Here is an 18,215-nt window from a genome sequence, read left to right on the forward strand (position 1 = left end):
AACCCAGATGTAACCTGACAGGCACCAGCTTAAAACGGGCGACTGTTAGATCGGGTCTGAACTACTACAATTAAAGTGCCCGACAGCCACCATTACCGGGCCCTCCTTCTTAAATGCCAGAATCGAAAACTCATATATTCAGAACAATTATCACAACATCAAGTGATGCTTCCATAACATGCGCCGTACCTGTAACGTCATTCTGGCGATTGAAAAGCTTCTGCAATATACATGTTGATCAGGCATCACCTAACCTGACCTTTCTGCAATCAGCCGCAATTAGCAAGAGAATCAATGAATTACTACGGAGTTTAGTAATTACTAAATCCGATAGTAATTTGTAGTAAATGTCACCAGCCCCTCTGCAGCCTGAGGTGAAGCATGAGCCGCTACGAGAGCTTTTTAGTCAAACGCATGAGCCCTGCCGGGCAAGTCTACGATGCTGGAACCATGACGCTGGTTATCGGCGCAGGAGAACGTATTGAAAAGGTACAATTCAACTACCGACCTGAAACTGAGCGACTGGATCCCAGACACTCAACAGATGAGCACGACCTGACTTTTGGTAGCAATGGCCGAGCCTTACCCGGCTTCATCGATGATTGCCTACCCGATGACTGGGGTAAAAAAATTATTGCCGCTCATATACAAAAACGCTTCCTCAATGTCTGCGAAGTGATTGAAAACTCCGGAATCCATAGCACCCTTGGCGCTATCAAAATCGTTCGCTCTCGCGAGCCATTAGAAGAATACATCTGGGATACAGGGGTGGATATTGATCTTCTACCCTCCATTCCGGATCAGGTCTGGGATGGTGACCTGGATGAACTACGCAACAGAGAAGATGCGCTGACGATGCTTGCTCGAGGTGGAAGCCAGGCAGGGGGCGCTAGACCCAAACTGATTGTTAGTGAAAAACGAGCCGAGGGCTCCAGATTTTGGCTCGTAAAATTTAACCGTTCCGCAGACCCCTTTAATTATGCCCGTTTGGAGTGGGCTTGCTTGGAACTCTGCCGGCTTGCAGGTCTACCTGTACCTGCCACTGAGTGCATGACCCTTCCTTCAGGACGAACTGCTCTTAAAGTAGAACGATTTGATGTCACGCCAAGTGGCGGACGCTACCACATGCTGACTTTTAACTCGCTGTTAAAGAATGAGCACGATCAGGACGATGCCTTGTTTGCTAGCTATGAAGCTTTGGCTGACATAATCCGGCATTACAGCTATCAGCCCCAAACAGACCTGGGGACCCTGTTCAGCCAAATGTTAATCAATATGGCTGTACGTAACACTGATGATCACTTGCGGAACTTCTCACTCATTCGCGACCAGGCAGGCTGGAAGCTATCTCCAATTTACGATGTAGTACCCAGTGAGAATCTGGATACCAAGCATCAGCTATCTTGCCTCTATAGCCACTACTTACCTTCCTTTAAAGACGCCGAAAAAGCAGGCATGCGCTGCTTCGGTCTCAGCGCTACAGAAGCCCAGCGGATAGCCGAAGGTATCAAATTGGCCCTGCAAGAATGGCCCAGCATCATTCAGCGCTCAGGTATGAATGGAAATGATCGGGAGTTCGCTCTTACGGTAACAAAACACACGAACAGGTCTTAAGCAGAAAGAATCAGGCTGACCTGACTATTTACCGCTCTATACACTTACCAGAATACGATAGTCTATTCAGCTCTGGCATCCATGGAGATGTATGATGAACAAGGCACGCTCAGATCAATTCAAAATAGACCAGGTGATCGGTTCATGCCTTCTATCCGGTAATGTGGTTAGCGATGAACAAAAAGAACTTCTACGAAAGATCATCTCCGGTGAGTTAGATCCAGAGCAAGCAAAGGCCGAGGCTCTCAGACTACTATCCGAAAATAAGAAGCAATAACGAACATACTGTAGAACTTTTTGTACATTTTGCTTCGTTATCGGAAGATGGAGAAGACAAAGCGGATCGGTTTGTTAACTTAAAAATCCAAGATGCAATAGGAAAGGCGGAATAAGCGAGATGAAAAAACCGTCTAGATTTCTTTTGATTGACCTCGAATGCACTTGCAATGACGACCCGCCGCTGCCAAAAGGGGAATCTGAAATTATCGAAATAGGAGCAATCTTTGGGCAACTAAGGGTGGAAGGTTTTTCTCTAATCGATGAATTACAACTCTATGTTCGGCCCACAATTCATCCGACATTAACCCCGTTTTGCACCACACTCACCGGGATTGAGCAGCAGACAGTCAATTACGCACCTGAACTTGAAACTTCATTCCGCCTTTTAACGGACTTCCTTAGAGAGTACTCGCCAACGGCCTGGGGAAGCTGGGGGAAATTCGATGCCCGACAGTTTGAGACGGAGGCAGTCTGTAAATCTACCTCCAATCCAATAGCATTACTCCCGCACCACAACATCAAACAACTATTTGCCCGCAAACGTGGTCATAGGGTAGGCCTTGCCAGGGCTGTACAGCTGTCTGGTTTACATTTTCAAGGCCAACACCACTCCGGACTTGATGACGCCCGAAATATTGGACGACTCATTGAACACGACGAGCTGCTACGAGAAGCAATTTTGCAGAGGCTCTAACATAATCTCTGATGATCAGACTTAAATATCTTCTGTCTATTGTGACGATTAACAACTCTAAATACCCAAGGGCTACAACAAAGTCACGATATCCGTTACCCACCTCCAATGAATTTTCTTGCCAGCCTTACCTTTCTAAAATACTGTATATATAAACAGTATCCGTATCAGCATAATCACTATGAGCATCACCTTACTTGGCAACGCCATCGAAGGCCCGGTAACCGCAGGCTGGCGTGTGCCGTTGTACACCGAGCGCGTGCCAGCTGGCTTTCCGTCACCAGCGCAGGACTACATTGAACAGACTCTGGATCTGAATGAGCTGTGCATCAGCCACCCGGCGGCCACGTTCTTTGTGCGGGTGGAAGGTGAATCCATGACCGGTGCCGGTATCTTCCCGAACGACATTCTGGTGGTCGATCGTTCCCTGACCGCCCGGCATGGCGACATTGTAATCGCCAGTCTGGAACGAGAGATGACGGTGAAGCTGCTACACCTGAACCCACCGCCGGTGCAGCTGCTCGCCTGCAATCCGGCTTATCCGCCGTTAGTGATCACGGAAGGCATGGTGCTGGAGATCTTTGGTGTCGTCACCAACGTGGTGCGGAACCTGCGCCAGTGACCATATTCGCTTTGGTAGACTGCAACAACTTCTACGCCAGCTGTGAAAAACTGTTCCGGCCGGATCTTCGTCATGCTCCGGTGATTGTGCTGTCGAACAATGATCTGCGGGGTGGAAATCGTTAGTAAATCCTGTAGAGTCCGCGCCACCTTCTGAACCCCTCTGGAACAGCAGTTTCCAGGCTTCATAAGGTAATCCTTTGGAAGTGGTTTAGGGCAGCGGCATGAGGTTGGTATTCGCAACAAAAGACCTAGCATTAGCAGGTCGTTCATTTGAAGGTTTTCCGTTGCTGATTGGGTCAGAAGGGTGGCCAGTCGAGCCAGCTCAATCCTTCCTTTGGCACACGCTCATCGAGTCAGGTGAGTCCCTAAGCGATTTGACTTGGGAAGCCTATGGACGGCGTTTGTACGATTACTTCGCCTTCCTGGAAGCAAATGGATTGGCCTGGAACGAGGAAGTCCCGGCCCACGGTCTGAGCGTTCTGTCGAGGTACAGGGATTGGTCGAGCGGAGAATTAACACTTGACCCCGGCACGGTGAACAATCGCCTAGCCTTGATCGTGAGGTTCTACCGATGGGCTAAGCAGCGCAACCTGATAACCGTGCTGCCCTTCGGTGAGAAAAGGGTAAGAGCTGCCCAACATTCCGGTCTTCTCAGTCATATCGCTCGGCCCGGAGCCGAGAGCACGAAAGTTTCGGTGATGGTTCGCGACCGAAAGCGCTTGACCAAATTCCTGACCAAAGATCAAGTCAAGGTATGCCTTGCCCTCGATACCGATCCAAGCCACCAGATATTGTTCCACCTCATGGTGCGTACTGGCCTTCGCTCCTGTGAAGCGAGGTCTTTTCCTCTCAAATATGTGTTCAACCCTAGGTTAAAGAAGGGACTACGCCCAGGGCAAATGATTAGCGTTGCTCTTGATCCTTCAGACATGCATATCAAGTACGACCGGCCTAGAACTATTGACGTGCCATGGTCGCTGATGGAGAGCATGTGGTCATATTCCCTTCACCAGCGAGAGGTTCGTAAGTCCAATGGCGATGGAAGTGTTACCGCGCTGCTGCTGACTAATGAAGGCAGGCATTATTCAAAAGATTCCGTAGTGGACGTTATGAAGTCCTATGAACGAAAGTGTGGCTTTTATGTTCGGGCCCATATGCTACGCCACACTTATGGGACTTATACCCTGCTTGCTCTTCGGAAAAGCAAAGAATTTGAAGGTGAGCCGCTGTTGTATGTCAGAGACAGGTTGGGGCATTCAGATATTCAAACAACGATGATTTACTTGCATCTTATCAATCAGCTTGAGGCTCAATCCGTTCTAGCGCATGAGGACGAAATTGACATGATGTTCATGGCTGGCTCCAATAAGCGCACCTGAGGTAATTACGTTGGCTCGGCAAAAGAACTATAAGGCGTCCTTGCAAACCGTCACGAAAGGATTTGAGGCTGTCGAGGACAGCATCAAGATTGATTTACCTAGGAACCCAAGAAACCATAGACAGCTCGACCACACTCAATATTTAGGCCTTGGCTTCGATGCGTGGGCAATTCAAAGTATTCATGTGATCAGGACGTTGCTGCAAGGAGGCAATTTTTCCGTGGCCACATTGATTGGCTACTCTGTAAATGGATTGAGGTTTTTCCTTGGTTTTCTGGGGGGCGGGGCAATAAAGTCTCCACCCGCAACACCAAACAGCCTGACCAAACGCCACATGGAGCGTTTTATCTCCTGGCTTAAACTAAAGTATCCTAACGGTTCAACTGCCAAGAATTACTATACCAGCTTTAAGTCATTGGTCATTGTGCTAGCTGATTATGGGTTCATTGAAACCAATACTGATGATCTTTTGCCGCCTAATCCATTTCCTAACAATGCGCAAAGCACGAAGGACGCAGACCCGCTTTCCATGGGAGAAATGCAGAGGCTGCTGGGGGCGTTGAAGTCTGACCTTATAGCTATCCATAAGGGCACATTTATCGGTAACGGAGCTGAGGCAATGTCGGTGATGTTACTGATCACGGCGGCAAGATCCGGCATCAACACTACGCCACTTTTAGAAATGACTAGAGACGCCCTCAAGCCTCATCCGTTTGTGCCAAATCTAAGATTGATAAATACAATCAAGCGTAGAGGAAAAGGTGCGCAGAGCAAGACGATACGGCAAACTAATCTGATAGATGAGTTCAGCACTATTCCGCTCGATGGTGTTGCAGTTTTGAATAAGGCTCTCGAAATCAGCAAGCCTCTTGTCGCCCTTGCATCCGAAGAAATTCGTTCACATGTATGGTTGTACCGCTCAGGGCAACGAGGTGGCGAGAACAAAATTGTTTACCTTAAATCTGGTGCTTTATACATTTCAACTAAAAGCATCTGTGAGCGTCATGCCCTCCAGGACGATCAGGGTGATCGTCTGCACGTAACGCTTAGTCGGCTGCGAAAAACTATGGAGAGCCGTTTGTGGAAGTTGAGCGGTGGTGACATCCTGGAGGTTTCCTCCGTCATGGGCCATAGTCCCGGTGTCGCAGATAACCACTATCTGAAAATCAACGATGAGATCAAGGTCGAAGGCGCGACATTTGTTGGCGAGGCCTTTCCGGACAAGCTTCGCGGCATCAACGTCACACCAACCCCACCGGGCGGTTGCAAGGATAGCCTCTACGGTAGCCGGGCACCGAAAGATGGCGTAAATCATTGCTCTGAGTTCATTCACTGTCTAGGTTGCCCTAGCTATGCGATTGTGGGGACGGTTGAGGATTTATATCGTTTATTTAGCTATCAGCAATTCCTGTATGCGGAAATTGAATATTTCCTTACTGATGAGTGGGACGAATGGCGTAAACGTCAGCTTGACTATATCCGGCTGATAAATGAGTTCACCTCGCGAAAATTTGATGTCGCGTTGGTAAATGAAGCCAAGGCCAAAGCTGAATCTGCTCCGCACCTGTTCTGGGCAAAAAAGATTGAGTTTATGAAAAAGAAACGGAGCGGGTCGATTTGAATATCAGAAGTTCTAATGCAGCATTGAAAGCATATGATGTCCTTATCGCACAGCCGGTTACGGCTAACGGCCTGAGCCCAGAAGAGCGCGATGCTATTGTGATCAGTGCAATCATCAATGAGAAAGGCGAGACATTAGTCCTTAGCCGGTTTGGTGATGCACAATGGGATTTACGTCCGTTTTTTGATCAGGCCAATGTTTCCGAGTCTTATAAATTCATCGCCTGGGACATGAGCATGCCTCCGGCTTTGATAGATGACTGTAAAGCGGTTGCTTATGCTTGGTTTAAAAGAGGTCTTCCCCGCTCCAAGCCTCCAATCGCACGCGGCATTACTACTTTCGCTGTCGCAAGCGTTATGCCGTTCGTTCGGTGGCTAAACAGTCTCGGTGTTTCAAGGTTTGCGGATGTCCGTCCTCTTCATATTAGTAACTATGTTCACCATTGCAAAGAGGAATTGAAGTTAAGGCCGCTTCCTCTGTATGGACGCTTACGAGTGATTGATTTCTTATGGGTGTTTTCTGCCGATACGATATTTCCTCTTCAACGTTATCCGTGGGGTGATGCGTCGCTATGGCGAGTCTGTGGGATTGGCAAAATCAAAGGCGCTGACGCTGCCGGTAAGAATGTAGGGCGGACAGATATCATACCTCCCGGCGAACAATCCAAAATTTTTAATTATTGTGAAGAGATTGTTCGACAGGCCAGAGATGAATTGGCTGTCAGCGGCATTGGCTACCATCCTAGCGATGATCGAATCTCTATTCGTGTCCGGGATGCTGTGTTGTACATAGTCTCAATTACTAGCGGCATGCGTAATGACGAAGCCATTGGTATTGAGGTTGGTGCATGGCGCAGAGAATTCAAGAATGGGGTCGTATTTTGCTGGGTATCTACCATTGAACATAAAACTGGCAAGGGGCGCGTAGAATATCTTGTGCCTGAGTTGACTTTGGGCGCGCTGGATCTTTTGGCCAAATATTCGGTTACTATCAGAAATGAATTGGAACAAGAGATTAGAAGGCTCGCAAGAACGACTCATCCAAGCAACCCCGCAGAGCATCTTTTAAGGTTAGAGAAAGCGCAAAAGGACTCAAAGAAACTATTTTTGGGGCGGCACGCAAATGGAGGCAAGCTCAAAGAGAAACATGTTGAGGCGCTCAGTGGTCAGGGTTCTAACGAGGCATTTGTAAGAATCGCTAAAGCCGCTGGAAGCGACTGGCAACTGAGAACACACCAGTGCAGACGGACATATGCAAGGTGTTTCGTAGAGTCTCGAATGGGGCGCACTTCACTGATCTGGCTTAAATGGCAGTTCAAACACAGCAGTATGAGCATGACCCAACTTTATGCGTCCAATCCACAGCAAGATCTGACTCTATTTGATGAGATTTTGCAGCAGATGACGGAGTTCAAAATTGACCTGATCGAATCATGGCTCGATGATCAACCACTGGCAGGTGGAGCAGGCGAAAAGATTGTGGAATTGCGGGCAATTCCAATCAAGAACAGGGCCGCTTTGCTCGCGCAGACGGCCCCGCATGCCAACATTCGTGCGACTGGACACGGCTGGTGCATTGCAACGGAGCGGGGCTGCGGAGGCGCAGGCCTATACGAGGCCACACGGTGCCCAGGGTGCAAAAATTCGGTGATCGATGAATTCTTCGCTGGCACCTGGCAGGACATTTATATCCAACAGCAAGAGCTTATCAAAATCGATGACGTTGGCCCTGCCGTGAGGCAGCGAGCAGAGCGCGACTTGCAAGTCGCACTGGACGTCATCACTAGCTTGGGTCTCTCTCCCATAAACGACGATACGAACCGGGCTGTAAATGATGAGTAAATCCACTGATGATCAGGCCCCTGCTCGTTCAAGATCGAAGACCCTAAATTCGCTTGATAAGGTCATCGATAGTCTTGTCGCAGGTAACGAAAAGCTTTCCATCGCTGCGGTTGCCCGAGCAGCAGGTGTTACGCCCGGTCTCATCCACAATACATACCCAGCGGTGGCAGAGAAAATTCGCAATCTCATGGGCAAGTCGGTACGCGCCCAGCGAGATTCGAAGCACCAGGCGCTGATGCATGAGAAGGAGAAGAACAGGGCACTCCGTGCGGAAAACGATCAGCTATTAGAGGAGCTTGCCCGAATTGCCTCTGTAAACCAGCGTTTGCTGTTCGAAATGGCTAAGTTGAAAACAGTCGCCGGCGGAAAGGTTGTGGCTTTAACTCCGAAGCACGAGGGACACGTCCCGGTCGCAACGTGTCCCGACCCTATTTCGCATTGATTTGATCCATCACCTGCATGACTTTCTGCGAGGCGCCGGGCTGCACACTGGCAAACAGATCAGGGGTGTACTCGCTTGGCTGGCATGTACGTATTCGCCTCCCGACCAACGCTCAAGTCAAATCGAAGCATTGCTGTCGCATAACTGGCATGCCGCGAGTTAATACACACATCACTCGACGGACGAGCTGCCGTTGCTTAGGCTGATGGCCTTTTTTACACCCAAGGGGAACGCTATGGATAGAGATGCACTTGAACAGAACCAGATACCGATCTACTTCGTCGCGGTCATTGCCGCAGCAATCGGTGGGCTCATGGCACCTGTGGCCGCTCTGGGGTTAAATGCTCTGGTGACTCCGACTATCGCCGTGCTGATGTACGCGATGTTCCTACAAATTCCCTTTCTTGATCTGCGCGAAGGGCTGAGCAACAAACGCTTCATGTCAGCCCTGCTGATCGCCAACTTCGTATTGATTCCGCTGTTGGTGTGGGGGCTCACCAGAGGACTCACGGATCACCCAGCGATCCTTGTCGGTGCTCTCCTGGTACTGCTGACGCCCTGCATCGACTACGTGGTGGTCTTTACTCATATTGGCAAGGGCGACTCTCGTGGGATCCTTGCGGCGACACCAATCCTGCTGCTGCTTCAGCTTGTTCTGCTACCCGTGTATTTGGCCTTCATGTTGGGTGGACAGTCCGACGTCGTGATCTCGATAGGCCCCTTTGTTGAAGCCTTTCTCGTGCTGATTGTCGCGCCGTTGTTGTTGGCCGTGGTTACAGCGGCGCTGGCCAAAAAGTCGAAAATCGTCGGTGGTTGGAACGCCGCCTGGGCCTGGCTGCCCGTTCCAGCAATGGCAGCGGTTCTGATAGCGGTGGTCGGTTCTCAAATCTCCTCGGTCGTTCGCGACATCGACAAGCTTGCACCGGTGATCCCTGTGTACATCGGCTTCATGCTGCTGGCACCGTTGATGGGGGCTCTGGCTTCGAAAGCTTTCAAGCTGCCTTCCACGACTGCCAGAGCGGTTACCTTCAGCTCGTCAACGCGTAACTCTTTGGTAGTTCTCCCGTTAGCTCTGGCGCTGCCTGAAGAAATTCGAGGGCTTGCTGCCGCTGCGGTGATCACCCAGACGCTAGTCGAGCTGGTTGGTGAGCTGATCTACATCCGCGCAATACCGGCCTTCGTCTGGCGTGACAAATCGCAGGTTGTGTCGACGACTTTGTAAGTTAATAAATGGCGGACACACCCAAAAGTGATTTTTTGGCAATGCGGGCAGCTTTTGGGCGCGCGCCTCTTGCGGACGCCACTAGCGCCAAACCACCTGGGTCGGACGGCCATTGTTCGCCCCGATAAATTGCTGGTGTGATCCACAAGGAATGGCCAAAAAACCTGAAAAATGTTAGTGGGTTATTTTCTATATAATTCAATAGGTTATGATCTACTAACAGTTAGGCTCATTCAGATACAATGATGGTTGTGTGGTGGCGCGCTCGAAAGAAGCCAAAGCCCTTGGCATTAAAATGGGCGTGCCGGTGCACAAAATTCAGGAGCAGATACAGCAGCATGGCGTGCAGGTGTTCTCCTCCAACTACGCACTCTATGGCGACATCTCCAACCGGGTGATGCAAACCCTCGAATCGCTGGCACCAGCGGTGGAGGTGTACTCCATTGATGAAGCCTTTCTCGATTTAACCGGCGTGGCGAATGCGATGGAGCTGACTGAATTCGGGCTGCAGGTACGGACCACCGTACAGCAACACATCGGCATGAGCGTCTGTGTCGGGATGGCACCGAGCAAGACGCTCGCCAAGCTGGCGAACCATGCAGCTAAGCAATATCCGGCAACTGGTGGCGTAGTGGATTTAACCGACCCCGTCCGGCAAAAGAAACTGCTGAGCCTGATGCCGGTTAATGAGGTCTGGGGCGTTGGGCGCAAGCTCAGTGCACGGCTGAATGCCATCGGTATTATCACCGCTTTACAACTGGCAGAGCAGAATCCGAAAGATATCCGGCGTAACTTCTCGGTGGTGCTGGAACGGACAGTGCGTGAGCTTAATGGCGAAAGTTGCCTGGCGCTGGAAGATATAACGCCCACCAAACAGCAGATTTTGTGCAGCCGCAGCTTTGGTCAGCGGGTTACCCGCTACACGGAAATGCAGGAAGCCATCAGCAGCTATGTCGCCCGCGCTGCCGAAAAGCTGCGCCATGAACAGCAGCAATGCCAACTGATCAGCGCATATATCCGCACCGGTTTGTTTAACCCCAACGACCCGCGCTACAGCAACAGCGCCAGCCTGCGACTGGACTATCCCACCGACGACACACGAATATTACTGCAGACGGCGGGCCGATTACTGCAAGCCATCTGGAAAGACGGCTACCGCTACGCTAAAGCGGGCATCACCCTCAGCGACTTTTACGACCGTGGAGTCACACAACCGGATCTGTTTACTCAGCAAGTAATCAGCCCGAACAGCGCACGACTGATGCAGGTGATCGACCGTATTAACCAGCAGCAAAAGGGAAAAGTGTTCTTCGCTAGTCAGGGGAGTGGCAAGGCATGGGCGATGAAGCGAAATCACCTGTCACCGGGCTATACGACCAATTGGAGGGAGTTGCCAGTGGTTTAGAATGGAATATCCCGAAATTAACCTGAAAGCCCAAATACTGCACTGATTTCAAATAGGTAAAATGAAACACAAGCGTGCCAAAGCCAACCTAACTGCGATGAGTAGCTCTATTGATTATCCCTTATTTTCCATAAGGACTGCTCTTTATGACTTTCAATTGCATCTTCCAAGGAATCTTCTAGCGTAGAAAAAAAATCCATTCCCGTACTAGCCTCTATATCGTCAATGCTGACGATATAGTCACTCAGATTATCTCCTGTATTTTTGTCATGAGCAGGAATAAGAAAACTTATTGCATTATTTGTTTTTACATCCATTATGATTTTGTAAAATTGCTCAGGAACTGCAACTCCATTGCCGATAAACTTAGGGCTATTTATATATATATATGGCTCCAGCCATCACATAAAGATGATTACGTCGTTTCAACCAAGATCGAGTGTAATCCTCGAGTTTTCCCCAAGCCCCATTTTTGCCAAACACTGCACGATTCATTTCGGGAATTTGGGGAACCATATTACTCATCAAAAATGTTTCGGAATTTGCTGATTTTGTAAAATCAATGTCTGCCGAATCGGCCATATGCCCTTGGTCAAACACCGGTTCATCGTAATCTTTCGGCGATGATTGGTAGTCAATCGGTAACTCAGGATCAACTCGGAAGTCATTTTGGCGTTTTGCCTTATTATTGCTAAAGACGCTAGAGCTGGTGATGGAGAAAGCTACCCAAAGCGGAGCTTTATATTGATAACTATACCCTGATACGTATCCAGTACGGCACAACACTTGATCTACACCTGCTGGGTTGCCATACATCAGGTGCATACCACAATGCATTTCAGCCCGAAGCGGCGCCACGACGGCACAAAAAGTCACAGCGACCATAATTCTAATCATCATTATGCACTTCCTTATGCTTGCATTGATCTCAGTAGAGACGCTAGATGGTTATCCCTGTTGGGTATTCCATTGCACTCCATTCTAAGACTTAATCAAACGGCCTATCTAGCGGCATTGTCAACGTGCGCAGATATACAATTGATATTCGGCCTCCAGGAATACCGGAGACCGAATGTCAGTGATACTCCAGATGAGTAGTCCTTTAGCCCTATTTTTGTTCAGCCAAATTGATTGTTGGTAGGTACTTGGGAGTTTTTACACGAATGGGAGATTTATACGCGCTAGCCTTAATTTACACTACCGCTACGTCCCACATGATTTTCACTCAAAGGTGCATCTTCGTGGATGAGAGGGGTCATTCAAAATGGATGCCTTGAACTCTATTCATCAGATCGTCTATAGAGACTGGACTCCAATGAGAAATGTAAAACCTATCTATCAAGTAGTCTGAGAAATTATCACTTAGGCTGCAAAATTCTCATTTAATGAGGGTTCTTACAGTTTTTCGCTGCACGAGAGTCACCGATCATTACCAGGTTAAGCGTGATCAAACGCTCTAGAACATGGCAGATTTTGTAAAGTTTTATTGGCAGCTTCAAATAAAATTTACGTTTTTATTTACTTTTTCGATAAATTCCTGATAAAAAAACCATGAGACATATTGATTACAAAGGAATTTTTCTCAATAGCCATTTAATATCGTTGGCATTAAGTAATCACAACCGTTCTGATTAACCGCCCCGACGGTTATAAGAGCAATAAAAAACCCTGCCAATGCAGGGTTTTTTATTGTCTGTCAGCGGGGCCGTCCGGTTATGGCCGTTGCAACTCAGCCGGCATGGGCGCAGTAACCGCCTGCAGGAAGGTCTGAATTGCCTGATTATCATCGTCACTCAGCGTTCGCCCTAACTGCACTTTTGCCATGATGTCGATGGCGTCCTTCAGCTCTGCCACAGAACCATCGTGAAAATAAGGTGCGGTCTGTACCACATGACGTAACGGTGGCACTTTGAATACCCGGCGGTCGCTTTCCTGACCGGTAAATGCCATACGGCCAATGTCTTCCTGCGAGCCGGTATACAGCGTGTAGTCGGCCACAATGCCAAACTTCTGGTAAGAGGTTCCGCCCAGCAAGCGGCCATTATGGCAGCCTGCACAGCCGGTATTGATAAAGGTTTTTAACCCCTCTTTCTGCGCTGCGTTCAGAGCCTGAGCGTCACCCTGCAGATAGCGGTCGAAAGCCGAGGTGGTTACCAGATGCTCCTGATATGCGCTTAACGCTTTACCCCAGTTGGCGGCGGTGACGCCATCATCGTACAGCGCATTAAAACCTTCGTTCAGATCTGGCAGGGCCTTAATAACCGCCAGCGCTTCATCGGTCGAAGCATGAGCATAGGCCGGTGGCGCCGTCAGTGCGCGTATCGCCTGATCCGCCAGAGATTTCCGGTCGCCGGTCCAGTGCATGCTGATCTGCGGCACGATATCTACAATGGTCGGTGTATTCCGCTTAACTTGCCGGCCGAATGCTCCCAGCGCGGTTTTGCGTCCGTCGGCACCGCCCTTGCTCTGTTCATGGCAGGTACCACAGTTGGTGCCATCACGACCAATACGGGTATCAAAGAACAGCACACGGCCCAGAGCAGATTCGGCGGCTGAGGATTGCCGTGGTGGCGCCTCCCCTGAGCCAAATACAGCCTGAGCCTGCTGTTGCAGAGCATCTGCACTGGCGGGTGCCGATAACGTGGCGCTCAAAGCAGCAAAGGCCATCAGGCCCACTGTGAAAGGGGTCGCTGCGACCCGGCGGATTGTCGGGATCATAAATTACTCTTCATCAGGTTAAGTGCAGTAAGCGGCGTAGGACGGAGACGACTCATGAGAGTTCCACCGGCTGCTGAACAACACTATCCCAGTAAAGCATCAAAAGGTTCGATCATAACGTTCTCACCTTCTTCGACCCGGCCACGCATCTGCTCCAATACGATGTAGCAATTAGCCTGACTCATCGAACTGAGCACACCGGAGCTTTGCCCACCGGTTGGCTGCACCACTATCTGGCCCTGTTCATTCAGTTGCCAGATACCACGCTGGAAGTCCGTACGTCCAGGACTTTTGCGGATAACACTGGCGGCAACTGCCGGCAGACGCAGCGCTGCAGTCTGCGTTTCACCGGCCAGTTTGCGCAGCATCGGCACCGCCAGCTGATGCATGGTCACCAGTGCCGATACCGGATTACCGGGCAAGCCGATAAATACGCTGTTGGGCAGACGGCCGCTGGCAAAGGGCTTACCCGGTTTAATCGCCAGCTTCCAGAAACTGATTTCGCCAAGCTCGGCGAGAATATCTTTGGTGTAGTCGGCTTCACCCACCGATACACCGCCAGAGGTAATGACCACATCGGCCTGACGGTCGGCCTGAATAAAGGCCTGACGCAGTGCTTCGGGGTTGTCATCAACTTTGCCCAGATCCAGCACGTCACAGCCAAGGCGTCGGGCAACAGCCGCCACGGTAAAGCTGTTGCTTTGGTAAATCTGCCCATCAGCCAAAGGCTCACCCGGCATCACCAGCTCATCACCGGTCGCCAGCAATGCAACCTTCAGTCGCGGCCGCACACTGACCCCGGCAATGCCAATACTGGCCAGCAGGCCAACGTCCGCCGGACGCAGACGCCGCCCGGCATGCAGAATCACCTGCCCTGCACGGATATCATCGCCGCAATAGCGCACGTTATCGCCTTGCGGCGCGCCAGCCTGAAACTGTATCCGGCCGCTTTCCAGTACGGTGGCATTTTCCTGCATGACCACGGTATCGGTTCCGGCAGGCAGCAGTGCGCCGGTCATAATACGGACACATTCCCCCTGAGCAACGCTGCCGCTGAAGGGATGGCCCGCCATGCTTTTACCCAGCAGGGTTAATTCGCAACCGGCACTTAAATCGGCAGCCCGCACGGCATAACCATCCATCGCCGAGTTGTCTGCCGGAGGGACATTCAGTGTGCTGCAGACATCGTCAGCCAGCACCCGCCCCAGTGCCTCCTCCAACCTGATGGGTTCTTTATCGACCCGTGTTTCGATACCGCCCAGTAAGCTTTCCAGTGCCTGATCCAGCGGTGTCAGACCCGGCATATCACAGGATGCCATCAGCCCATCTCCTCAACACTGCAGTGCACACTGAGCCAGTCCTGCAGGCGGGCTTCCAGCTGATCGCCGGGCAGCAGAGGTCCAACACCAGCCGGGGTGCCGGTCATAATGATATCGCCCGGATTCAGCGTGAAAATCCGGCTCATATGCGCAATCAGCGGCAGCAATGGGAACAACATATCGGCGCTGTTCCCCTGCTGCTGCACCTGACCGTTACGCACCAGGGTCAGACTCAGCTGCTGCCAGTCTTCCACCCGCGAGGCCGCAACAAAATCACTCAGCGGACAGGCACCATCAAAGCCCTTGGCGATTTCCCAGGGCTGGCCTTTCACTTTCAGTCCGTCCTGCACATCACGCAGGGTCAGATCCAGCCCAAGGCCCACACCGGCAATAGCGGCCGGAACGTCATCTTCAGCGGCGTGACATAAGCGCTGACCAATCAACACTGCGATTTCCAGTTCGTGGTGCACAGACCCCTGCCCTTGCGGGATACGGAACGATGGCACCATAGACACCGCAGCGTCAGCGGGTTTGATAAACAGAATCGGCTGGCTGGGAATGGGGTTATTCAGTTCACGGGCGTGTTCAGCATAGTTACGTCCGACACAGACAATTTTGCCGGTTGAATGGGTAAAGGGCTGACCTTCGAGGATGGGGAAATACATAAAAAAACGGCCTGATCAGGATCACAGGCCGTTACTATACCTTGTCACCCGGCTCGCCGGGAGAAGGATCTAGTCCGCAGGACTCGGGCGCACCAGTTCGGCCAGCTCGCGGTGTACAGCCTGCGGATCGGCCAGATTAAGCTCCAGCAGACGGCGCAATGCGGTCATACTGTCGAGATCCATCGAATCACAGGCACAGCCGACAACGTCATCGTCGATATGCACCAGCGAGCAGCGCATTTCGATGGTTTCCTGCGGTGACAAAACCAGGGTTACCACCAGTTGCTGCTCCAGGCGCCAGTTAACATTTTCCGGACGCACCAGTAACACACCACGCAAACTGATATCCAGACAATGGGTTTCAAGCCGCTCCCCATCGGTTTCAACCTGAACCCGCTGAAGGAAATGCACACGTTTGAACTGCCGAGAATCCATGACTTACCTCTGTCATATTCCGGGGCATTATGCCCACAGATGTATAAAGGTTTAGTCCGGATTAGTGATATCGCAACCAACAGAGGGCTGACGTTTATGACAGAAAAGAAAGAGAACGCCGGAAGCCAGATACTGACAGCAGCTGGCTTCCGGCAACGGTTTACGCCAGACGCTTGTACTTCATACGCTTAGGCGCGGCATCATTACCCAGACGCTTCTTACGGTCGGCTTCGTACTCGGTGTAGTTACCTTCAAAGAAAGTCACTTTGGAGTCGCCTTCGTAAGCCAGAATATGGGTGGCAATACGGTCGAGGAACCAGCGATCGTGGGAAACCACCATCACTGCACCCGGGAAAGCCAGTACCGCTTCTTCCAGCGCACGCAGGGTTTCTACGTCGAGGTCGTTGGACGGTTCGTCCAGCAGTAACACATTGGCGCCCTGTTTCAGGGTATAGGCCAGCTGCAGACGACCACGCTCACCACCGGACAGTTCACCAACACGCTTCTGCTGATCGCCGCCTTTGAAGTTAAAGCGGCCGATGTAAGAGCGGCTTGGGTAGTCTTTACCGTTAATGTTGATCATATCCAGACCGTCGGAAATGGATTCCCATACGGTTTTCTTGTCGTCCAGTTCATCACGCAGCTGTTCAACAAAGGCCAGCTTCACGGTTTCACCGATCACCACTGAGCCGGAATCCGGCTGTTCAGTACCGGCAATCATGCGGAACAGGGTCGATTTACCGGCACCGTTACCACCGATGATACCGACGATGGCACCCGGCGGTACGGTAAAGCTCAGGTCATCGATCAGCACCCGGTCGCCATAGGCCTTGGTGACGTTATGGAATTCAATCACCTTATCGCCCAGACGCGGGCCGGGTGGAATGTAGATTTCGTTGGTTTCGTTACGGGTCTGGAATTCGCGTGAGTTCATTTCCTCAAACGCGGCCAGACGCGCCTTGCTCTTCGCCTGACGGCCCTTAGCCCCCTGACGAACCCACTCCAGCTCATGTTTGATGGCTTTGGAGTGTGCTTCTTCCTGTTTCTTTTCCTGCTCTAAGCGTTTTTCTTTCGCTTCCAGCCAGGTGGTGTAGTTGCCCTGATACGGAATGCCGTGGCCACGGTCCAGTTCCAGAATCCATTCCGCACAGTTATCGAGGAAGTAACGGTCGTGGGTAATGGCCACCACAGTGCCCGGATACTCTTCCAGGAACTGCTCCAGCCAGCCCACGGATTCGGCATCCAGGTGGTTGGTGGGTTCGTCGAGTAACAGCATATCCGGCTTGGACATCAGCAGACGGCACAATGCCACGCGGCGGCGCTCACCACCGGACAGTTTGGTCACGTCGGCGTCCCAGGGTGGCAGACGCAGCGCATCGGCGGCAACTTCCATATGGCGCTCCATATCATGACCGCCGGCCGCTTCAATAAAGGCTTCCAGCTGCCCCTGTTTTTTCGCCAGCGCATCGAAGTCGGCATCCGGCTCGGCGTAAGCGGCATACACGGCATCCAGTGCTGCGCGGGCATCAATCAGCTCACGCAGGCCATCTTCGACGTTACCTTTAACGTCTTTAGCCGGATCAAGCTCCGGTTCCTGGGGCAGATAGCCGATTTTCAGATCAGGTTGCGGACGTGCCTCACCGATAATGTCGGTATCCAGACCGGCCATAATTTTCAGCAGGGTGGATTTACCGGAACCATTCAGACCCAGCACGCCGATTTTGGCGCCAGGGAAGAACGAAAGGGAAATATCACGCAGAATCTGGCGTTTGGGCGGAACAATCTTGCCCAGACGGTTCATGGTGAATACATACTGTGCCATGGAAAAATACCTCGTATCAGATGGCGGCAAAGCTACTGAAAAGCGTCGCCAATGGCAACATAACAGGCCGTTCTCCGGGCTTTTTCTGCCTGTACACACGATTTGCTGCGGGCAAAGTCACAGAAATGTCATCAG

At 51.2% G+C, this 18,215-nt stretch carries 15 protein-coding genes and 2 pseudogenes; 10 read left to right on the top strand and 7 right to left on the bottom strand.

Annotated elements, in window-relative coordinates; translation table 11 throughout:
- Positions 1–381 precede the first annotated feature (381 nt).
- The 10 genes and pseudogenes from B3P58_RS09455 to umuC form a co-directional block, all read left to right on the top strand.
- Positions 382–1,614 carry a type II toxin-antitoxin system HipA family toxin gene (locus tag B3P58_RS09455; RefSeq protein WP_286717170.1) on the top strand — a complete coding sequence of 411 codons (1,233 nt, stop codon included), beginning with the start codon at positions 382–384 and terminating at the stop codon, positions 1,612–1,614.
- A gap of 397 nt (positions 1,615–2,011) precedes the next feature.
- The gene (locus tag B3P58_RS09460) at positions 2,012–2,587 is read left to right on the top strand and encodes a 3'-5' exonuclease (RefSeq protein WP_286717171.1); all 576 of its coding nucleotides are present in this window, start codon (positions 2,012–2,014) and stop codon (positions 2,585–2,587) included.
- 181 nt (positions 2,588–2,768) lie between these two features.
- Entirely contained in the window at positions 2,769–3,209 is a 441-nt protein-coding gene (locus tag B3P58_RS09465; RefSeq protein WP_286717173.1) for a LexA family protein, read from the top strand.
- Positions 3,206–3,313 (top strand): annotated as a pseudogene (locus tag B3P58_RS20725) (hypothetical protein); the annotation flags it as partial. The gene B3P58_RS09465 and the pseudogene B3P58_RS20725, both read left to right, overlap by 4 nt.
- 119 nt (positions 3,314–3,432) lie before the next feature.
- Positions 3,433–4,590, top strand: a complete 1,158-nt coding sequence (locus B3P58_RS09470; RefSeq protein ID WP_072842282.1) for a tyrosine-type recombinase/integrase — start codon at positions 3,433–3,435, stop codon at positions 4,588–4,590.
- Positions 4,591–4,600: 10 nt separating this feature from the next.
- Positions 4,601–6,211: a hypothetical protein gene (locus tag B3P58_RS09475; protein WP_072842284.1), complete on the top strand. Its 1,611-nt coding sequence runs from the start codon at positions 4,601–4,603 to the stop codon at positions 6,209–6,211.
- On the top strand, positions 6,208–8,052 hold the full coding sequence (locus tag B3P58_RS09480) for a tyrosine-type recombinase/integrase (protein ID WP_175550807.1): 1,845 nt from the start codon (positions 6,208–6,210) through the stop codon (positions 8,050–8,052). Before B3P58_RS09475 ends, B3P58_RS09480 begins: the two co-directional genes overlap by 4 nt.
- Positions 8,042–8,494: a TetR family transcriptional regulator gene (locus B3P58_RS09485; protein ID WP_175550808.1), complete on the top strand. Its 453-nt coding sequence runs from the start codon at positions 8,042–8,044 to the stop codon at positions 8,492–8,494. The genes B3P58_RS09480 and B3P58_RS09485 overlap by 11 nt, the downstream gene beginning before the upstream one ends.
- Before the next feature lie 235 nt (positions 8,495–8,729).
- A complete protein-coding gene (locus B3P58_RS09490; RefSeq protein ID WP_072839257.1) occupies positions 8,730–9,716 on the top strand; it encodes an arsenic resistance protein in 987 nt (328 codons plus the stop codon).
- A gap of 250 nt (positions 9,717–9,966) precedes the next feature.
- A pseudogene (gene umuC / locus B3P58_RS09495) lies at positions 9,967–11,121 on the top strand (translesion error-prone DNA polymerase V subunit UmuC); the annotation flags it as partial.
- A gap of 107 nt (positions 11,122–11,228) precedes the next feature.
- Here the strand turns inward: umuC and B3P58_RS09500 are convergent.
- The 7 genes from B3P58_RS09500 to ettA form a co-directional block, all read right to left on the bottom strand.
- A complete protein-coding gene (locus tag B3P58_RS09500; protein ID WP_349676593.1) occupies positions 11,229–11,519 on the bottom strand; it encodes a DNA/RNA non-specific endonuclease in 291 nt (96 codons plus the stop codon).
- A complete protein-coding gene (locus B3P58_RS09505) occupies positions 11,494–12,021 on the bottom strand; it encodes a DNA/RNA non-specific endonuclease (RefSeq protein WP_286717177.1) in 528 nt (175 codons plus the stop codon). The genes B3P58_RS09500 and B3P58_RS09505 overlap by 26 nt, the downstream gene beginning before the upstream one ends.
- Positions 12,022–12,834: 813 nt before the next feature.
- The gene (locus B3P58_RS09510) at positions 12,835–13,839 is read right to left on the bottom strand and encodes a cytochrome-c peroxidase (RefSeq protein ID WP_286717178.1); all 1,005 of its coding nucleotides are present in this window, start codon (positions 13,837–13,839) and stop codon (positions 12,835–12,837) included.
- 83 nt (positions 13,840–13,922) lie between these two features.
- Positions 13,923–15,158 carry a molybdopterin molybdotransferase MoeA gene (gene moeA, locus B3P58_RS09515; RefSeq protein WP_286717179.1) on the bottom strand — a complete coding sequence of 412 codons (1,236 nt, stop codon included), beginning with the start codon at positions 15,156–15,158 and terminating at the stop codon, positions 13,923–13,925.
- On the bottom strand, positions 15,158–15,823 hold the full coding sequence (locus tag B3P58_RS09520) for a fumarylacetoacetate hydrolase family protein (RefSeq protein WP_286717180.1): 666 nt from the start codon (positions 15,821–15,823) through the stop codon (positions 15,158–15,160). The genes moeA and B3P58_RS09520 overlap by 1 nt, the downstream gene beginning before the upstream one ends.
- A gap of 69 nt (positions 15,824–15,892) precedes the next feature.
- Entirely contained in the window at positions 15,893–16,258 is a 366-nt protein-coding gene (locus B3P58_RS09525; protein WP_145469896.1) for a PilZ domain-containing protein, read from the bottom strand.
- Positions 16,259–16,418: 160 nt separating this feature from the next.
- Entirely contained in the window at positions 16,419–18,080 is a 1,662-nt protein-coding gene (gene ettA / locus B3P58_RS09530; RefSeq protein ID WP_145469897.1) for an energy-dependent translational throttle protein EttA, read from the bottom strand.
- Positions 18,081–18,215: the final 135 nt, after the last annotated feature.

This window comes from Thalassolituus sp. UBA2009 (genome assembly GCF_002335285.1).
GTDB lineage: Bacteria > Pseudomonadota > Gammaproteobacteria > Pseudomonadales > Oceanobacteraceae > Venatoribacter > Venatoribacter alkanivorans.